The following is a 16,234-nucleotide window of genomic DNA, read 5'->3' on the forward strand; positions in this document are numbered from 1 at the left end:
TTTTTGCCGCGCGTGGGCGGATGGCGGGTGGCGCTTATTCCAGCATGCCGCGCACGCTGTCTTCGCTCAGGTATTTGCGCAGGATGCGGTGCAGGCTGCCGTCTTCGCGCATTTTGGCCAATTCATCGCGCCAGACGCGCATCTGGCGTTCGGTGAAGCCGCGGTGGGAGAGGACCAGGCCGTTTTCCAGGCTGCTGTCGCGAAACGGATCCATGACTTTGACTTTGAGCCTGGCGCGCGGTTGACCGTTGAGCCAGTGATCGTAGACCTGGGGCTGGGAGAAGGCGGCGGTAATGGAGCCGCTGCGCAGCATGGCCAGCAGGTCTTCTTCATTGGCGGCGCAGATCAGCTTGTCGTGCTTGGCCATTTGTTGCAGGAAGTGGTCTTGCAGCGGGCTGTTGCGGTAGCCGATGACGGCGCCCCATTTGAGCTTGGGATCGTTCAGCCATTGTTCCGGTGTCTTGCTCTGCACCGCGGGGTTGAGCAGGGTCATGTTGCGGTCGCGGGTGTAGGGCAGCACCCAGGCGTAGCGCAGCCGTTTGTGCAGCGGGATGGTGGAGGTGGCGAGGTTGAGCTTGCCGTGCTGTACCAGCAGCAGCACGCGCAGCCGCGGGTATTCGCGCTCTTCACGGATCTTGCAGTCCAGCCGGCGCGCTAGTTCGTGAACCAGGTCCACGTCGTAGCCCTTGCCGCCTTCATAGGCGGTGGCTGTCGGGTAATAACCCACCTTCAGCCCTTCCGCCGGACAGGCGGGCGCCGCGGCGCCCGCCATGGCCGTGGCGGCGTGCAGGCAGAGGAGGGCGGAGAGGCGCTTGATCATGTCACGGTCCTTGCTGGGCGGGGTGGAAACAAAACAGGCTGCCGGAAGGGCAGCCTGTCGGCGGCGCTGTAAACGCGGTTTACAGCTTGATCAGCGTGCTCTTCAACTCGGTGTATTTTTCCAGCGCATGCAGCGATTTGTCACGGCCGTTGCCGGACTGCTTGAAGCCGCCGAACGGGAAGTTCATGTCTCCGCCTTCATCATAGCAATTCACCCACACCGTGCCGGCGCGCAGGCGGCGCGACACTTGGTGCGCGGTGCTGAGGTTGGAGGTCCAGACCGCGGCGGCCAGGCCGTATTCGGTGTCGTTGGCGATGCGGATGGCTTCTTCAACGTCGTCGAAGGTGATCACCGACAGCACCGGGCCGAAGATTTCCTCGCGGCAGATGGTCAGGTCGGCGCTGGGGCAATCAAACGCGGTGGGTTCGATGAACAGGCCGGTGTCGGTATGGGCTGCTTTGCCGCCGAACAACTTCTTGGCACCCTCGCTATCGCCCTTGCCGATATAGGACAGCACTTTGTCGTACTGGATGCGGTCCACGATGGCGCCCATATTGGTGGCCGGGTCCAACGGGTCTTGCGGATAGTAGCGGGTGGCGGCGGCTTCCAGTTCCTGCAGGAAGCGCTGCTTGATGTCGCGATGCACCAGCACGCGGGAGCCGGCGGTGCAGACTTCGCCCATATTGTAGAAGATGCCGCCGGCGGCGGCGCGCGCCGCCTGGGCGAGGTCCGGGCAGTCCGGCAGGATGATGTTGGGCGATTTGCCGCCCAGTTCCAGCCAGACGCGCTTGAGGTTGGACTGCGCCGCGTAGCCGGCGATCAGCTTGCCCACGCCGGTGGAGCCGGTGAAGGCGACGCAGTCCACGTCCATGTGCAGCGCCAGCAGCTTGCCCACGTCGCCGGCGCCGGGCAGCACTTGGAACACGCCGTCGGGAATGCCGGCTTCCTTGGCCAGTGCGGCCAGGCGGATGGCGGTGAGCGGGGATTTTTCCGAGGGCTTGATGATGACCGGGTTGCCGGCGGCCAGCGCCGGGCCAAACTTCCAGCTAGCCATCATGATGGGGTAGTTCCACGGCACGATGGCGGCCACCACGCCTATGGCTTCGCGGGTGACCAGGCCCACCACCTTGGGATCCACCGGCGCCACTTCGCCGCCTATCTTGTCGATGGCCTCGGCGAACCATTCCACGCAGTAAGCGCTGCCGGGCAGGTCCACGCTGAGGGTGTCGCTGATGGGCTTGCCCACGTCCAGGGTTTCCAGCAGGGCCAATTCATCGCCGTGTTCGTAGATCAGCGCGGCGAAGCGCTTGAGAATGCGGCCGCGCTCGCGCGGGGCCAGGCCGGACCAGATGCCGGAGTCGAAGGCTCGACGCGCGGCGCTGACCGCGCGCTCCACGTCGGCTTCGCCGCACCAGGCCACGTCGGCCAGCTTCTCGCCATTGGCGGGGTTGTTGCAGACAAAACTTTTGCCGTCTTGCGCGGCGCAGTACTCGCCGGCGATGAAGGCGCGCCCTTCGATCTTCAGTTGAGCGGCGAATTGCTTCCATTCGGCATGCGTTCTAGCCATTTCTCTCTCCTTTGATGATCTGGCGCCGCCTGGCTGTGGCGGCACCGGTATCGCTTCACTCGGGTTTGACTACCATGCTGTCTGTCCTGGCGTTTGGAGCGGGGGCATTGGCTAAAGCTCCCCTGCCTGGCCTTATTGTCTGTTCGGGCTATTGCTGCGCCAGCGTTTTAGAACCTGTTTACGATCTGCTGCGCGTCGGCGATACCGAGTTGAAACCAAGCTCAGTGCTCATGTGCCACTTATACATTCCGCTTTTTCGCTCGTTTTCGCCTTGTCTCGCTCTTGCTCGCGAGACTTTGAACAGGTTCTTAGAAAGTCGGCGGCGAACTGGCGCTGACCACTTCACAAATTTCCGCGCCGGCATTGCGAAAACGGTGCGGCAGCCGGCTGTCGAAATAATAAGCATCGCCCGGGCCCAGGACCCGGCTCTCGTTGTTGACCGTGACTTCTATACTGCCCTTGATGATCACGCCGCCTTCCTGGCCGTCGTGCGTCAGCATGTCCGGCCCGGTGTCGGCGCCGGCCTCGTAGACCTCGCGCAGGATGGCGATGTCGCGCTTGTCGTGGGCGGTGCCCACCAGCAGCAGCCGAATCTGCTCATTGCCCAGATTGGGTAATTCGTGAGCCTGGTAGAACACGCGCGCCTGTTCCGGGTCGGAGTCGAAGGTGAAGAAATCCGCCAGCGTCATCGGCAGTCCCTCAAGCACTTTTTTCAGCGAGCTGACCGAGGGGCTGACCCGATTCTGTTCTATCAGCGAGATGGTGCCGTTAGTGACCCCGGCACGTTTGGCCAGTTCCCGTTGCGACAACCCGAAACGGTCCCTGACCATGCGTAATCTTGCGCCAACGTCCATGGATTCCTGCTCCATCAGTATGTTAATAATTTTAGACGCTTTATGATAATTATTTTGCACGGACTCTGCACTACTTGCTGCGACGCAAAATCGAATATCTTTGCATCGTTGGGGGTTTATAGTCAGAATCAGAAACAAGGAGCAAGCATATTGTGAATTTTCTTAAACGCTTGTGCGGCCCCGACAACAACAAATCAGTGAGGAGAGCGACATGCTGATCGGTGTTCCCAAGGAGATCAAGAACCACGAGTATCGTGTTGGCCTGACCCCGTCTGGAGTCCGGGAGTTAGTCGCCAACGCACACAAGGTTTTGGTCCAGACCCAGGCCGGCCTCGCCATCGGTTTCACCGATGAGCAGTATATCCAGGCCGGCGCTTCCATTGCCTCCAGCGCCGAGGAAACCTTCGAACGCAGCGACATGATCGTCAAGGTCAAAGAGCCGCAGCCGGTGGAATGCCGCATGCTGCGCCGTGACCAGATCCTGTTCACCTATCTGCACCTGGCGCCGGATCCGGAGCAGACCAAATTATTGCTGGAATCGGATGCCATTGCCATAGCATACGAAACCGTCACCGACGAGCGCGGCGGCCTGCCATTGCTGGCGCCGATGTCCGAGGTGGCTGGCCGCATGGCGATCCAGGCCGGCGCCCACGCGCTGGAGAAAGCCCAGGGCGGCCGCGGCGTGCTGCTGGGCGGCGTGCCCGGCGTGGCCCCGGCGCGGGTGGTGGTGATAGGCGGCGGAGTGGTGGGGCTGAACGCGGCGCGCATGGCCATGGGCGCCGGCGCCGAGGTCACCATCCTGGACAAATCGCTGCCGCGGCTGAAGGAAATCGACATGGTGTTCGGCGGCCGCATCAAGACGCTGGTGTCCAACTCCGCCAATATCGAAGATTGCCTGCGCGAGGCGGATCTGGTGATCGGCGCGGTGCTGATCCCCGGCGCGGCGGCGCCCAAGCTGGTGACGCGGCCGATGCTGAAGATCATGAAGCCCGGCGCGGTGCTGGTGGATGTGGCGATAGACCAGGGCGGCTGTTTCGAGACCAGCCGGCCCACCACGCACCAAGATCCCATTTACGTGGTGGACGGCATCGTCCACTACTGCGTGGCCAATATGCCCGGCGGCGTGGCGCGCACCTCTACCCAGGCGCTGACCAACGCCACGCTGCCGTACACGCTGGAACTGGCCAACAAGGGCTGGCGCCAGGCGCTGCTGGACAATGCCCATCTGCGCAACGGCCTCAATGTCTGCCGCGGGCGGCTGACTTACCCGGCGGTGGCGCAGGCGCTGGGCCTGCCTTTCATCGATCCCATCGAAGCCGTCAAGACGGCGTCGTAACCCGTTTCAAGGACCAGAAATGTTGCAAGCTATCATCGGCATACCCTGTGACATCAAGATGGTAGGCCTGTTGCCCTTCCACGCGGTGGGTGAAAAATACATCGCCGCGGCGGCCGGCGGCGCCGGCGGCGTGCCGGTCTTGCTGCCGGCGCTGGGCGACAAGACCGCGCTGCGGGAGGTGTTGGAGTTGGTGGACGGCGTGTTGCTGCCCGGTTCGCCGTCCAATGTCGAGCCGCATCATTACGGCGGCGCGCCCAGCCGGGCGGGAACCATGCATGACCCGATGCGCGACGCCACCACGCTGCCGTTGATCCAGCAAGTGCTGGAGCAGGGCATTCCGCTGCTGGGCATCTGCCGCGGTTTTCAGGAAATCAACGTGGCGATGGGCGGCGAGCTGTATCAGCACGTGCAGGAAGAAGAGGGGCGGCGCGACCACCGCGAGCCGGACACCCCCGACCTGGACGCGATGTACGCGCTGTCCCATCCGGTGCGCTTCGCCGAGGACAGCCTGCTGCGGCAATGGACCGGCCAGGAGTCCGCCATGGTCAATTCCTTGCATCAGCAGGGCATCAAGCGGTTGTCGGATCGCCTGATCTGCGAGGCCGTCGCCGACGACGGCCTGGTGGAGGCCTACCGCGTGCGTGACGCCAAGGGCTTCGCCTTCGCCGCGCAATGGCATCCGGAGTGGAAATACTGGGACAACCCGCTGTCCATGGCCATCTTCAAGGCATTTGGCGATGCCTGCCGCCAGCGCCGCGAGCAGCGGCAACGCGGGCCGCAATTAACCGAGACCTTGTGTCACCACTCGGAATAACACACACAGAGGAAGAGAACATCATGACCCATCAGATCAATGAATGGCTGCGAGAGCACCGGATCACTGAAGTCGAGTGTATCGTTCCCGACATGACCGGCGTGGCGCGCGGCAAGATCGTGCCCAAGGACAAGTTCGTGTCCGACCCGGAAATGCGTTTGCCCGAAGTCGTGCTGATCCAGACTGTGACCGGGGACTACCCCGACGACAGCATGCTGGACCTGACCGACCCGGACATGGTGCTGGCGCCGGACCCGAACACCCTGCGCTTCGTGCCCTGGGCCGTCGATCCCACCGCGCAATTGATCTACGACTGCCTGCGTGCCGACGGCAGCCCGGTGGACGTGGCGCCGCGCAATGTGCTCAAGCGCGTGATCGGCCTGTTCGACGAGATGGGTCTGGAGCCGGTGCTGGCTCCGGAAATGGAATTCTACCTGCTGTCCCCCAACCCGGACCCGGACATCCCGCTGGCCGCGCCGGTGGGGCGCACCGGCCGCGCCGAGTTCGGCCGCCGCTCATATTCCATCGACGCGGTCAACGAGTTCGACCCGCTGTTCGAGGACATCTACGACTACTGCCACGCGCAGAATCTGGAAGTGGACACCCTGATTCACGAAGTGGGCACCGCGCAGATGGAAATCAACTTCCTGCACGGCAATCCGCTGGAGCTGGCCGACCAGGTGTTCCTGTTCAAGCGCACCGTGCGCGAGGCGGCGTTCCGCCACAATATGTACGCCACCTTCATGGCCAAGCCGATGGAGAACGAGCCGGGCTCCGCCATGCACATGCACCAGAGCCTGGTGGACAAGAACACCGGCCGCAATGTGTTCACCAATGAGGACGGCAGCCCGTCCGAGCTGTTCTTCCACTATATCGCCGGCTTGCAGAAGTACGTGCCCAAGTCCATGCCGCTGTTCGCGCCCTATGTGAACTCATTCCGCCGTTTGTCGCGCTATACCGCGGCGCCGACCAACGTCGAATGGGGTTACGACAACCGCACCGTGGGCCTGCGCGTGCCGCACTCCTCGCCGGCCGCGCGCCGCATCGAAAACCGGGTGCCGGGCGTGGACGTCAATCCCTATATCGCGATGGCGGCGACGCTGGCCTGCGGCTACCTGGGCATCGTCAACAAGCTGCGGCCCAGCGAGCCGCGCCAGACCGATGCCTACGAGCTGCCTTACCAGTTCCCCAACTCCTCGGAGGAATCGCTGCAGCAGCTGGCTTCCTGCAAGGAAATGGCCGAGGTGCTGGGTGAGCGTTTCGTCAGCATGTATGTGGGCATGAAGGAGAAGGAGTTCTCCGAATATTTCCGCGTGATCAGCCCGTGGGAACGCAAGTTCCTGCTGCTGCACGTGTGAGCGGGGTATGACAACGGGCTGAGTCATCCGTTAGAATCAGCCCGGACAGCCAGGAAAAGCACTGAAAACACGCCAAAGGCGAAGGAGGGGCGGATGCCGTGCCGGTCTGCCCCGTTGGAGAATACTGGAAGGAAGTCCTATGCAGAACCAACAACGCACGACCGAACAATGGCGCCAGCTGGATGCTTCTCACCATCTGCACCCGTTTACCGATACCCAATCGTTGAACCAGCAAGGCGCGCGGGTGATGACTCGCGGCGAGGGCATCTATCTGTGGGATTCGGACGGCAACAAGATCATCGACGGCATGGCCGGCCTGTGGTGCGTGAATATCGGCTATGGCCGCAAGGAGCTGTCCGAGGTGGCCAAGCGCCAGATGGACGAGCTGGCCTTCTACAACACCTTCTTCAAGACCACCCATCCGGCGGTGGTTGAACTGTCCCACCTGCTGGCCCAGGTGACGCCGGCCGGCTACGAGCATGTGTTCTACACCAACTCCGGCTCGGAATCGGTGGACACCATGATACGCATGGTGCGCCATTACTGGGATGTGCAGGGCAAGAAGGACAAGAAGACGCTGATCGGCCGCTGGAACGGCTATCACGGCTCCACCATCGGCGGCTCCAGCCTGGGTGGCATGAAGTATATGCACGAGCAGGGCGACCTGCCGATTCCGGGCATGGCCCATGTCGAACAGCCGTGGTGGTACAAGTACGGCAAGGATTTGAGCCCGGACGAGTTCGGCGTGGTGGCCGCGCGCTGGGTGGAAGAGAAGATCCTGGAAATTGGGCCGGAAAAAGTGGCGGCCTTTGTCGGCGAGCCTATCCAGGGCGCCGGCGGCGTGATCATCCCGCCGGCCACCTACTGGCCGGAAGTGGAGCGCATCTGTCGTAAATACGATGTGCTGCTAGTGGCCGACGAAGTAATCTGCGGTTTTGGTCGAACCGGGGAATGGTTCGGCTTCGAGCACTTCGGCTTCCGCCCCGACATCTTCACCACGGCCAAGGGCTTGTCCTCCGGTTATCTGCCCATCGGCGCGGTCTTCGTCGGCGAGCGCGTGGCCCAGGGTCTGATCGCCGGCGGCGATTTCAACCACGGCTTCACCTACTCCGGCCACCCGGTGGCCAGCGCGGTGGCGCGCGCCAACGTGGAACTGCTGCGCGACGAAGGCATCATCGACCGCGTCAAGCACGAAACCGGCCCCTATATGCAGCAGCGCTGGCGTGAAACCTTCAGCCAGTTCGAGCATGTGGACGATGTGCGCGGCGTCGGCCTGATCCAGGCGTTCACCCTGGTCAAGGACAAGAGCAAGCGCGAGCTGTTCCCGGATTTTGGCGACGTCGGACTGATGTGCCGCGACATCTTCTTCCGCAACAATCTGATCATGCGCGCCTGCGGCGACCATATCGTGGCCTCGCCGCCGCTGGTGATCACCAAGGCGGAGATCGATGAAATGCTGGGCGTGGCCGCGCGCTGCATGGAGACGTTCGAGCGCAAGTTGAAGGACAGCGGCCTGGCCTGAGCCGGGAGAGCGCGAGACAGTACGCCAAACCGGGGCAAACCGCCCCGGTTTTTTTGCGCGTGGGCAGCGCCGGCCCTGCTCCAGGAGCCTGTTTGAAGGCTCGCCTTAGCTCGCGAGACTTTGAACAGGTTCTAAGCCTTGCGGGATCAGTGCCGGTAGGTGCGTAGCCGGACACTGCCCTCGGGCGTGAAGCTCGCGTCCAGCATGAGCTCACCATGCTGCTTCAGACGGCAGCGCAGCCGGTAGCGCAACACCATTTGCCCATGCTCGCCGCCAAATGACACTTCAACCGCGCTCAGCCTGGGTTCGTAGCGCAGCAGCGTCTGCTCGATGCTGCGCATCAGCTGGTGAGCGCTGGCGGGCAAGTGCCGGTAGATATGGCCCAGATCCGGCAGGCCATAATCGGGCAAATGCTTGAGCGATCCCGCGCGTGCGTTCAGGATGCGCTGGATGCTATCGACCACGCTGCGCGCGAGCTGCTGCTCAGGGGGCAGCGGTTCCAGTGGCGAGCCATCGGCAAACTGCCCGGTCAGCATTTCATACAAGGCGAGGCCCATATCATTGCTCCGCCGCTTGTCGGCGGCTCAAGGCGTAGCCGCGCAGTTCCAGTTGCAGCGGCTTGTCATTGTCCAGCTCCTTTTTGTCCAGCAGCAGCCGCCATGTCTGTCCCCCGTCGATTTGGCGGAATAGCGCGATCACGCCGACATAGGCCGCGTCCTGACGGTAGGGCTCGCGCAGGCTGATCGCCGCGCCAGGCCGCAGCAGTACTTGGTGGCTGGCCAGCAAGTCGGCGGCGAGCGCGGTCTGATCCTGCTCCAGCAAGGTCTGGTAAGGCGCGGCCATGAAGGCGGCCTTGTCCTTCAATTGATAGACCCGCACCACGACAGTCAGCGGGCGCTGCCCGGCATCGGTGTTCAATTCTTCGCTCGCCATCAGGTCCAGGTTCAGGCGCTCCACGCGGGTCAGAAAGATTTTTTGAGCGGCGCTGACAGTGACGTTCTTGGTGCTTTGCCACAGGCCGCAGGCGCTCAGAGGCAGGGTCAGGCCGAGCATGAGCAGTCCGGCGCGCAGCGCGGGAAGGCAGTGTTTCATCCGGGTTCTCCTGGCTGTCGGGCATGGCTGTCCGACAAGGATTGATAATGGCCGATGCGCAAGCGGCGCCAGCGCCGGCTTGCCGTGCCGGCCAAGGTCGCGCCCAAGCCCAGCCGTGGCCGGGCGCCGCTGTGGAGGGCGCTGGCCGGCAGCCAGCTGGCGGGCAGTTCCAGCCAGATCTCGGCTTCCAGCCGCCAGCCCAGATAGACGCGGGTCAAGGCCATCAGGTCCTGCTGCAGCGGCGCGCCGGGCAGCAGGGCTGGCACGCAGCCGGCGTCGGGCGGACGCACGGTGACGGCGATCGCATGGTTGGCCGCGCGCAAGCGGCGTCCCAGGATCAACTCGCCGGCGCGCAGCGGCGGCCGGCTGGAGAGGGGGGCCGCGCTATCCAGCGCCACCCAGCAAGGCAGGAACTCCCGTACCCGGACCTCGGCGTTGGGCAGCGCATGGCGGAAGACGTTGGCGAGGCCTGAGGCTGGGCGGGTACGCTGGCTTAGCAGCGCGAGCAAGCCCAGCAGACGGCCGGCCGGCAGCGGCTGGCGCGCGGCCGCCGCGTCCAGGCCCAGGCCAGTCAAGCCCAGCAAGGAGCGGGACAGCTTGTCGCGCGCACCGGGCTGGAAGCTCTGCGGGTAGCGATATTTGCTCCAGGCGCGGTAGAGCAGTGTCGCGAAACGGTGGTTGAACAGATCCAGGAAGGCCGCCAGCGCCTCATGGCCTTCGTTGCGGGTGGCGATGTCGTCCAGAAAATAATAGGGCAGCACGGCATCCACGCCGTAGAGCCCCATGAAGGTGGTGCGCAGCACCGGCGGTCGCCCGGTGTCGGGGTCGGCGGGCTCGGCCCGGGCGATCTCGCTGGCGGGAAAGCCCAGCGATGGCGATGGCAGCAAGCGCACCGGTTCATGCTCGGGGCTGTCGGCGGCGCCCAGGCGCGCGCCGCCGGGCAATTGCTCCAGCACGCGGCAAAACTGAAAGAAGTTGTACGCCGGCGCGGAGCGCAGCCAGGCGTCAAACGCGGCGTCGGTCATAGCGGCGGCGCCTCCGTCTTGCTGTCCGGCCAGGCGATCCGCTCGTTCTCCGGCAGCACGCGCATTTCGAAACGGGTGAACAGGTTCATGTCCGCATAGGCGGCGAAGAAGCGGTGCATCAGGTCGCCGAACAGATAAAGGTCGCCCTGGCCGGCGAAACAGGTTCGGTCCACCGCCAGTTCGATGCCGACCCCGCGCTCCAGGCAACCCCGCTGCACCCGCTGGATCAGCCGGTGCCTCACCTCCAGCAGGCCGCTCAGCCGCTGGCGATTCAACTCGTCCTCGGTCCAGTCGTACAGCGCCAGCGTGCCGCGCAGCACCTCGGCGTCCAGCAGCGACAGGAAGTTGGGCGCCAGGTGCGACAGCACCCGCCATTGATAGCGGTCTTCCGCCGGCGGATAGCAGGGCATGGTGGGCGCGGTCAGATTGGATATCTGACTCAGCGGCGCGGCGACGGCGCGCTCCAGTATCTGCGCCTCGCGCAATGCCTTGCGCGGCAGCATGCCATTGGTGCCGGTGACGCGCAGCGACAAGGTTTCCTCGCGCCGGGCCGCCGTAGGCGAATCCCACAGATGGCCGCCCAGCACCAGCCAGGTTTCCGGCCGGCCGGCGGCGCCCAGCCGCGTGCGCGCATGGTAGAAACGTTCCGGCGCCTCGTGGCGCAACATGCCGCCACGGTGGCGGAAACTGGAGAACGGCACATAGGCATGGCGCTTGCCGCTGTCGCCGTCCATGGACTCGACCTCGTCCACCGACCAGGTTTCCAGCTCCGGTCCCTGGCTCGCCAGCGGAGTGACCCGGTATTCATGGCTGAGGTGGTCCACGCGCAAGGGTTCGGCTTCCAGCGGGAACAGATTGATTGCTGGCACGCAATGCAGGCGCAGATTGTCGGCGTTGAACGGCATGTCCGCCGGATAGCGCTGGCTCAGGACCAGTTCCAGCGCAAAAGCCCGCGTCCCGGCGGGCAGCAGCGCGGCGTCCAGGCCGCACAGATCGAGGAACAGGAATTTCTCGCGGAAGCAAAAGTACTCCAGCAGCAGCTGATAGCCGCCAAAGGCGTTGTCCGCCGTGGGCCAGAGCCGGTCCGCCGCGGCAAAGCCCACCGGCTCGAAGCGCAGCGCCGGCAGCGGCTGGGCCGGGTGCCCGCCCGGGTCCAGCGCTTGCAGGCGGGCATGGCCCAATTGCCGGGTCAACGCATGCCGCAGCGCGAAGGCGATGGGCAGGTCCGCGGCGAGGAACAGGCGCAGGCGGGACAGATCCAGTGTCTCGCGCTTGGCCGCCGCGCCCAGTTCGAAGCACAGCTCCAGCACCGAGCGTCCTGCGCCATCCTGGCGCACGCCGGCCTGGCTGAGGCGCAGCGGCTGGATCTCCACCGGCTGCGTGCTGCGGTAGGCGCAGCGTACCGCCTCGCTTCCCAGCGGCGAAGTGCGCACACTCAAGCCCGCCTCGATGCGCTTGGCCTGCTGCAGCGCGTGTGCGTCGGCTCGCAATTCCAGCACGGTCAGCGAGGGCACCATGCGCAGATAGTGCGGCCACAGTAGATTGACCAAGCCCTCGGTCAGCTCCGGGAAGTCGTCGTCCAGCTTCTGGCGGATGCGGCCGGTCAGGAAGGCGAAGCCTTCGAACAGGCGCTCGACATAGGGGTCGCGCTTGCCTACTCGGTCGATATTGAGCAGGGCGGCGCGGTCGGGGTGGGCGCGGGCAAACTCCTTGCCCGCCTCGCGCAAATAGCGCATTTCCGCCTCGTAGTAACGCAGGGTTAGATCATCCATGGGCGGCTTTCATCGACAGGGTGGAAAAAGCGCCGCAAGCCGTGCGCGGCGTGTTGGCGGTGCGGGGTCATGGCTGAACGCCGGTCAGCGCGCGAGCCGGGTCCAGCGCGGCCAGGCGCGCACTGAGCCGTTCCAGCCGCTGGCTCAGGCCGGCGCGGTCCGAGTCCTTGCGCAGCAGCCGTTGACGCAGCAGCCGCGCCAATTGCGCTTGCAGCTCGAAGGCCAGCTCCGGTTCCCAAGCCTCCAATTGGTGATCGTCGGCCTGGCACAGCAGCGCTTCCAGCAAATGGATGGCCATTTCGGCGCGGCCATGCCGTTCCGCCAGCCGCGCCAGCAATAAGTGCCGCAGGCAGCGCTCGCGGCCGCCGGCGAGCGCGGGCAAGGCCTGCACCCAGGCGAAGGCCGCCGGCAAACCCTGTTGCGCGGCGATGGCGTGGGCCTGGGTTTCGCTTTCCGCCCAGTCGGCGCGCGTGCCGGCCTCCGGCGCGGCGGCGGCCTCCGGCTGTCGCCATAGCGTTAGCCACTCCAGGGTGGCGTCTTCCGCGAACGGGCTGCCGTCGCTGAAGCGCAATTGCTCGATGCCGGGCAGCCGCTGGCACAGCCGCAGCGCATCGTCGCGGACCAGGTCCGCCAGCGGCGCGGCGATCTCTCCGCCATGCTGGTGCGCCAGCCAGGCGTAGTGCTGCAGATCCAGCCACCAGTGATTGGCGCCTTCCGCGAAGGCGAGCTCGGCCTGCTCGCGCAAGTCCGGCCACTGTTGCTGCAACAGCTGGCGTTTCAGCTGCTGGCGCAATTCGGCGCGCGGAGGCGGCAGGCGGGTGCGCCCCTCCGCGTCGCCGGGCGGCAAGGCGGCCAGCGCCTCCCAGCGCACCGCGCGCAATAGCCGCAGGGCGGCGGCCTGGCCTTCCGGCTGCCGGCGCAGAAATACCGTCATCCGCCGCGCCTGTTCCTGCAATTCGCGCCAGGAAGAGACTTCTCCGACATTGGCGGGCGGCGCGGCGGGCGGTGGGGTTGGCCGCGCGGCGATGACCGCAGCCGGCTGCAAGCGTTGCTGCAGGCTGTGCCCCAGCGCCGCCAGCCGCAGCGGCTCCGCGGCGCTGCCGGCAGTGAGGCTTTGCAGCAGCAGCAGGGTCGCCGCGGCGCGTTCCCAGGCGTCGTTGTCGTCATTGGGCAATTGCGCCAGCCGGTCGGTGAAGCGCTCGCTGGCCATCCATTCCAGTGCGCTGCGCCGCCGTGCCGGCTGGTGTGGCCAGACCGTGTCCGGGTAGCGTTCCAGCAAGGCGGCGACCAGCTCCAGCCCGTCGGCCAGGCCGGCCACGCCGTCCCGGCGCAGCCGGGCGCAGGCGTAGTAGGCCGCCACGCGCAAATCCTTGCCGCGGGTTTTCAGCAAGGTTTCCGCATGCGTCAGCGCCAGCGCCGTGTCCATGCCCGAGAGCCGGGTGACTTCCTCTTTCAAGGCCAGAAACTCATCGTCGTGGGACAGATCCTCGCCGCAGGGCGCGGCATCGGCTATCGGTTTCAGCCAGGCGGACCAATGCGGCAGCCGCTGTCGGGCTCTTTCTTCCGGCGTCTCGTCCCGGCCCAGCAGTGAGTGCAGCCAGTTCATGAGTGGCCTCGCGGTATCGCGCTGGACCGGGCGCGCCATTGCCGCGCGGTTTGGTGTGGGGGAAGGGGGTTGGGCGACATGACGAGCTTCTCCTCAGGATTGGGGCCGCCGGGCCGGTTTGGCTGGGGCCAGTGGCTTGCTCGGCTCCACAATAAAAATCCGCGCCGGCAACTGGAATTGCACCAGTTGCAACAGGGCCAGCGGGCCGGCGCCGGCCTCGCTGCGCAATTGGTAGCGCGCTTGATGGCCGCCGGGCAGCTGCCAGCTCAGCTGCCAGGTGGCGCGGTCTATCTGTTCGCGCTGCGCCTGTTCCAGCAGGCGCAGCCAGCCCCAGCGGCCGGGGTGGTCCTGCGTCTGGCGCAGGCCGGCCTTCTCGGTCTGCCATTGCAGGCTGGCGCCGGCCTTTAGCGGATCGCCGGGCCAGTTCAGCGCCTTCCAGCTTGCCAGCTGGTTGAAGTCGTGCAGGCTGTGCTGATCCAGTTGCAGCCGGGTTTCCGCCAGGCCGGGGGAGGAGATGGGCTGCAACTCGAAGCGCATGCCGGCATCACCTTGGGCGTAGAGCAGGCTGGACAGCCGCGACAGGCGGTTGAGCTCATTGAGGAAGTTCAGGTCGAAGCGCAGCGCCTGCGCCGCCGCCGGGTCCGGCGACCATTGATCGCCCTGTTGTTCCAGCACCCCGCCCAATTGCTGGCGCACGAACTGCGGCACCAGGCCGTCGCTGGGGTGCAGAAAGCGGCTCAGCTCCGGCAGCGAGGCGTCAGCATCGCTGCGGTGGAAGGGATAGCGGCCGGCGAAGCTGGACTGCCAGGGCCGGACGATGCTCTGGTCCCATAACTGGTTGAGGCTGGCGGCCGCCGGTTGCAGCAGGGTGGACCAGGACTGGTCCAGGGGCTGCAGGAACAAGTGCTGGCCCAAACCCTGCCAGTCCTCGCCCAGGCTGGCGGCCAGCTGAGCGGCGTAATCGCGGCCCTCGGCCAGCTCGCCGCCCTTGCCCTGGAACACCGCCTGCGCCAGCGCGCGAGCGGCGGCGTCCGGGTCCGGCGCGGCGGCCACCTGCTGCAGCTTGAGCCGGGTGGCGGCCACCCGTTCCAGATAACGTTGCAGGCTGAGCGCGGAGCCGTCTTGGCGCTCCTCCAGCAGCCGCAGCAATGGGCCGAAGCTTTGTGCCAGCGGCGCGGCTTCCGCTGCGGCTCTCGCCGGCGCGCTGGCGTCGGCCTTGCCCAGCAGCGCCTGGGCCTTGTCCACCAGATTGGCGCCCAGGCTGTCCACGCGCTCGCCGGCGCGGGCGTTGTCGCGCACCAGCGTCATCAGCGCGCGCAGCGGCGAGCGTTGCGGATCGGCGTAGACCTGCAATTGCTGGGCATTGGCGGCCAGTTTGGTTTCCACCTGCCACGACACATCGTTGAGGAATCGCTGCCAGGCGCGGGCGTAATCGGCGAAGTAGCGCTGGCGCAGCGCGGCATCCTGAGTCGCGTCGGCGCTGGGCTGGCCGGCTTCGCCGGCACCCAGCACCCAGTCGCCGGCATTGCCCTGGCGGCGATGGGCATCGGCGAAAGCGGCGCGCAAGTGTTCGTCCCAGGCCTTGCGGGTGAACACGCCGGGTAGGCTGGCCTCGCTGCGCCACAGGCCGCGCAAGTCCTGGCCCGGCAACAAGGCGGCCAGCGTTTGCGGCGGATACTTGGCCGCGGCCTCGGCCAGGATGGGTTGATAGCGAGCGTCGTCGGCCTGCTGGCGGCCCAGCTGGCCGATCAGGGTCTGGCGGCTGGCCTGCGCCAAAGCGGGGTCGGCGGCGATGCGCCAGCCGGGCTGGCCGGCCAGCCGCTCGGCGTAGAATTGCGCCATCGCGCGCAGCAGCGCCGGGGAAAAGTCCGCGTGCGCGGCGCTGGCTTGGGCCGTCAACTGAGCGGCGAGGAAGGCCGGCTCGGCGCGCGCCGGCTGGTCCAGCGTCAGATAGGCCTTCAGCGTTTGATAGCCCTGTTCGGTCCGGGCCGGGTCGGCGGCCAGTTCCGCGCTGGGCGCCTGGTTCAGCGCCTGTAGCTGCCGCGCCCAGTGCTGGCGCGCCGGCGCGATCAGCGCCTGGTCGATGGCGCGGGCGTACTGTGGACGCAGCCGTTCCAGCAAGGCGGCGTCGCGGTTCAGACCGAAGCGGGCCGACCACGGCGCGCCGTGCAACTGGCGGGCTTCCAGCTTCTCCAGCAGCCGCTGCAGCCGCAGCGCGCTGTCCAGCGTGGCGGTTTTGGGCTGGGCGTCGATGGCGGCCTGGGCTTCGGCGATCAGCCCATGGTTTTGATAAGTGGAGCCCAGCATGCCAAGGAGCCAGATCAGGCACAAGGCGCCGATGGCGGCGGCGAGCCGGCGCTGCCAAGGACGACTGCGGCGGCGCGGCGCGAAGGCCGAGCCCAGGCTGATCGCGCCGCTCCACAGCCGGACGTCGGCCGGCCAGCTGGCCAGCGCCAGCGCCTTGAAGG

Annotated in this window: 13 protein-coding genes; 4 read left to right on the forward strand and 9 right to left on the reverse strand. The window is 66.0% G+C overall.

Annotated features, from left to right (window positions below; translation table 11 throughout):
• Nucleotides 1-34 precede the first annotated feature (34 nt).
• The 3 genes from LQT98_RS12435 to LQT98_RS12445 form a co-directional block, all read right to left on the reverse strand.
• Entirely contained in the window at nucleotides 35-820 is a 786-nt protein-coding gene (locus LQT98_RS12435; RefSeq protein ID WP_231462602.1) for a substrate-binding periplasmic protein, read from the reverse strand.
• 79 nt (nucleotides 821-899) lie between these two features.
• On the reverse strand, nucleotides 900-2,387 hold the full coding sequence (locus LQT98_RS12440; RefSeq protein WP_231462603.1) for an aldehyde dehydrogenase: 1,488 nt from the start codon (nucleotides 2,385-2,387) through the stop codon (nucleotides 900-902).
• Nucleotides 2,388-2,695: 308 nt separating this feature from the next.
• Nucleotides 2,696-3,256: a cupin domain-containing protein gene (locus LQT98_RS12445; protein ID WP_255360833.1), complete on the reverse strand. Its 561-nt coding sequence runs from the start codon at nucleotides 3,254-3,256 to the stop codon at nucleotides 2,696-2,698.
• A gap of 196 nt (nucleotides 3,257-3,452) precedes the next feature.
• Between LQT98_RS12445 and ald the strand changes: the two genes are divergently transcribed.
• The 4 genes from ald (at nucleotide 3,453) to LQT98_RS12465 (ending at nucleotide 8,271) form a co-directional block, all read left to right on the forward strand.
• Nucleotides 3,453-4,577 (forward strand): alanine dehydrogenase, encoded by a 1,125-nt coding sequence (gene ald / locus LQT98_RS12450; RefSeq protein WP_048411973.1) that lies wholly within the window; start codon nucleotides 3,453-3,455, stop codon nucleotides 4,575-4,577.
• A gap of 19 nt (nucleotides 4,578-4,596) precedes the next feature.
• Nucleotides 4,597-5,391, forward strand: a complete 795-nt coding sequence (locus tag LQT98_RS12455; RefSeq protein WP_231462605.1) for a gamma-glutamyl-gamma-aminobutyrate hydrolase family protein — start codon at nucleotides 4,597-4,599, stop codon at nucleotides 5,389-5,391.
• A gap of 23 nt (nucleotides 5,392-5,414) precedes the next feature.
• The gene (locus LQT98_RS12460; protein WP_231462606.1) at nucleotides 5,415-6,749 is read left to right on the forward strand and encodes a glutamine synthetase family protein; all 1,335 of its coding nucleotides are present in this window, start codon (nucleotides 5,415-5,417) and stop codon (nucleotides 6,747-6,749) included.
• Nucleotides 6,750-6,888: 139 nt separating this feature from the next.
• A complete protein-coding gene (locus tag LQT98_RS12465) occupies nucleotides 6,889-8,271 on the forward strand; it encodes an aspartate aminotransferase family protein (RefSeq protein ID WP_231462607.1) in 1,383 nt (460 codons plus the stop codon).
• A 146-nt stretch (nucleotides 8,272-8,417) separates the two neighbouring features.
• Here the strand turns inward: LQT98_RS12465 and tssE are convergent, their stop codons facing one another.
• The 6 genes from tssE to LQT98_RS12495 all read right to left on the reverse strand — a co-directional run.
• Complete coding sequence (gene tssE / locus LQT98_RS12470) at nucleotides 8,418-8,828, reverse strand: type VI secretion system baseplate subunit TssE (RefSeq protein ID WP_231462608.1); 411 nt, start codon at nucleotides 8,826-8,828, stop codon at nucleotides 8,418-8,420.
• 1 nt (nucleotide 8,829) lies between these two features.
• Nucleotides 8,830-9,363 (reverse strand): type VI secretion system lipoprotein TssJ, encoded by a 534-nt coding sequence (gene tssJ / locus LQT98_RS12475; protein WP_231462609.1) that lies wholly within the window; start codon nucleotides 9,361-9,363, stop codon nucleotides 8,830-8,832.
• Complete coding sequence (tssG, locus tag LQT98_RS12480; RefSeq protein WP_231462610.1) at nucleotides 9,360-10,388, reverse strand: type VI secretion system baseplate subunit TssG; 1,029 nt, start codon at nucleotides 10,386-10,388, stop codon at nucleotides 9,360-9,362. The genes tssJ and tssG overlap by 4 nt, the downstream gene beginning before the upstream one ends.
• Nucleotides 10,385-12,160 carry a type VI secretion system baseplate subunit TssF gene (gene tssF / locus LQT98_RS12485; RefSeq protein WP_231462611.1) on the reverse strand — a complete coding sequence of 592 codons (1,776 nt, stop codon included), beginning with the start codon at nucleotides 12,158-12,160 and terminating at the stop codon, nucleotides 10,385-10,387. Before tssF ends, tssG begins: the two co-directional genes overlap by 4 nt.
• 67 nt (nucleotides 12,161-12,227) lie before the next feature.
• The gene (gene tssA / locus LQT98_RS12490) at nucleotides 12,228-13,766 is read right to left on the reverse strand and encodes a type VI secretion system protein TssA (protein ID WP_231462612.1); all 1,539 of its coding nucleotides are present in this window, start codon (nucleotides 13,764-13,766) and stop codon (nucleotides 12,228-12,230) included.
• A 93-nt stretch (nucleotides 13,767-13,859) separates the two neighbouring features.
• The coding region (locus tag LQT98_RS12495) for an ImcF-related family protein (protein WP_231462613.1) at nucleotides 13,860-16,234 on the reverse strand (2,375 nt) is incomplete at its 5' end.

Source organism: Chromobacterium aquaticum (assembly GCF_021129195.1).
GTDB classification, from domain to species: domain Bacteria; phylum Pseudomonadota; class Gammaproteobacteria; order Burkholderiales; family Chromobacteriaceae; genus Chromobacterium; species Chromobacterium aquaticum.

Bases quoted from the DNA above. Each gene is read 5' to 3' on its own strand.
- LQT98_RS12455 (WP_231462605.1), top strand. From the start codon at position 4,597: ATGTTGCAAGCTATCATCGGCATACCCTGTGACATCAAGATGGTAGGC.
- LQT98_RS12440 (WP_231462603.1), bottom strand. From the start codon at position 2,387: ATGGCTAGAACGCATGCCGAATGGAAGCAATTCGCCGCTCAACTGAAG.
- tssG (WP_231462610.1), bottom strand. From the start codon at position 10,388: ATGACCGACGCCGCGTTTGACGCCTGGCTGCGCTCCGCGCCGGCGTAC.
- LQT98_RS12435 (WP_231462602.1), bottom strand. From the start codon at position 820: ATGATCAAGCGCCTCTCCGCCCTCCTCTGCCTGCACGCCGCCACGGCC.
- tssA (WP_231462612.1), bottom strand. From the start codon at position 13,766: ATGAACTGGCTGCACTCACTGCTGGGCCGGGACGAGACGCCGGAAGAA.
- LQT98_RS12445 (WP_255360833.1), bottom strand. From the start codon at position 3,256: ATGGAGCAGGAATCCATGGACGTTGGCGCAAGATTACGCATGGTCAGG.
- ald (WP_048411973.1), top strand. From the start codon at position 3,453: ATGCTGATCGGTGTTCCCAAGGAGATCAAGAACCACGAGTATCGTGTT.
- LQT98_RS12460 (WP_231462606.1), top strand. From the start codon at position 5,415: ATGACCCATCAGATCAATGAATGGCTGCGAGAGCACCGGATCACTGAA.
- tssE (WP_231462608.1), bottom strand. From the start codon at position 8,828: ATGGGCCTCGCCTTGTATGAAATGCTGACCGGGCAGTTTGCCGATGGC.
- LQT98_RS12465 (WP_231462607.1), top strand. From the start codon at position 6,889: ATGCAGAACCAACAACGCACGACCGAACAATGGCGCCAGCTGGATGCT.
- tssF (WP_231462611.1), bottom strand. From the start codon at position 12,160: ATGGATGATCTAACCCTGCGTTACTACGAGGCGGAAATGCGCTATTTG.
- tssJ (WP_231462609.1), bottom strand. From the start codon at position 9,363: ATGAAACACTGCCTTCCCGCGCTGCGCGCCGGACTGCTCATGCTCGGC.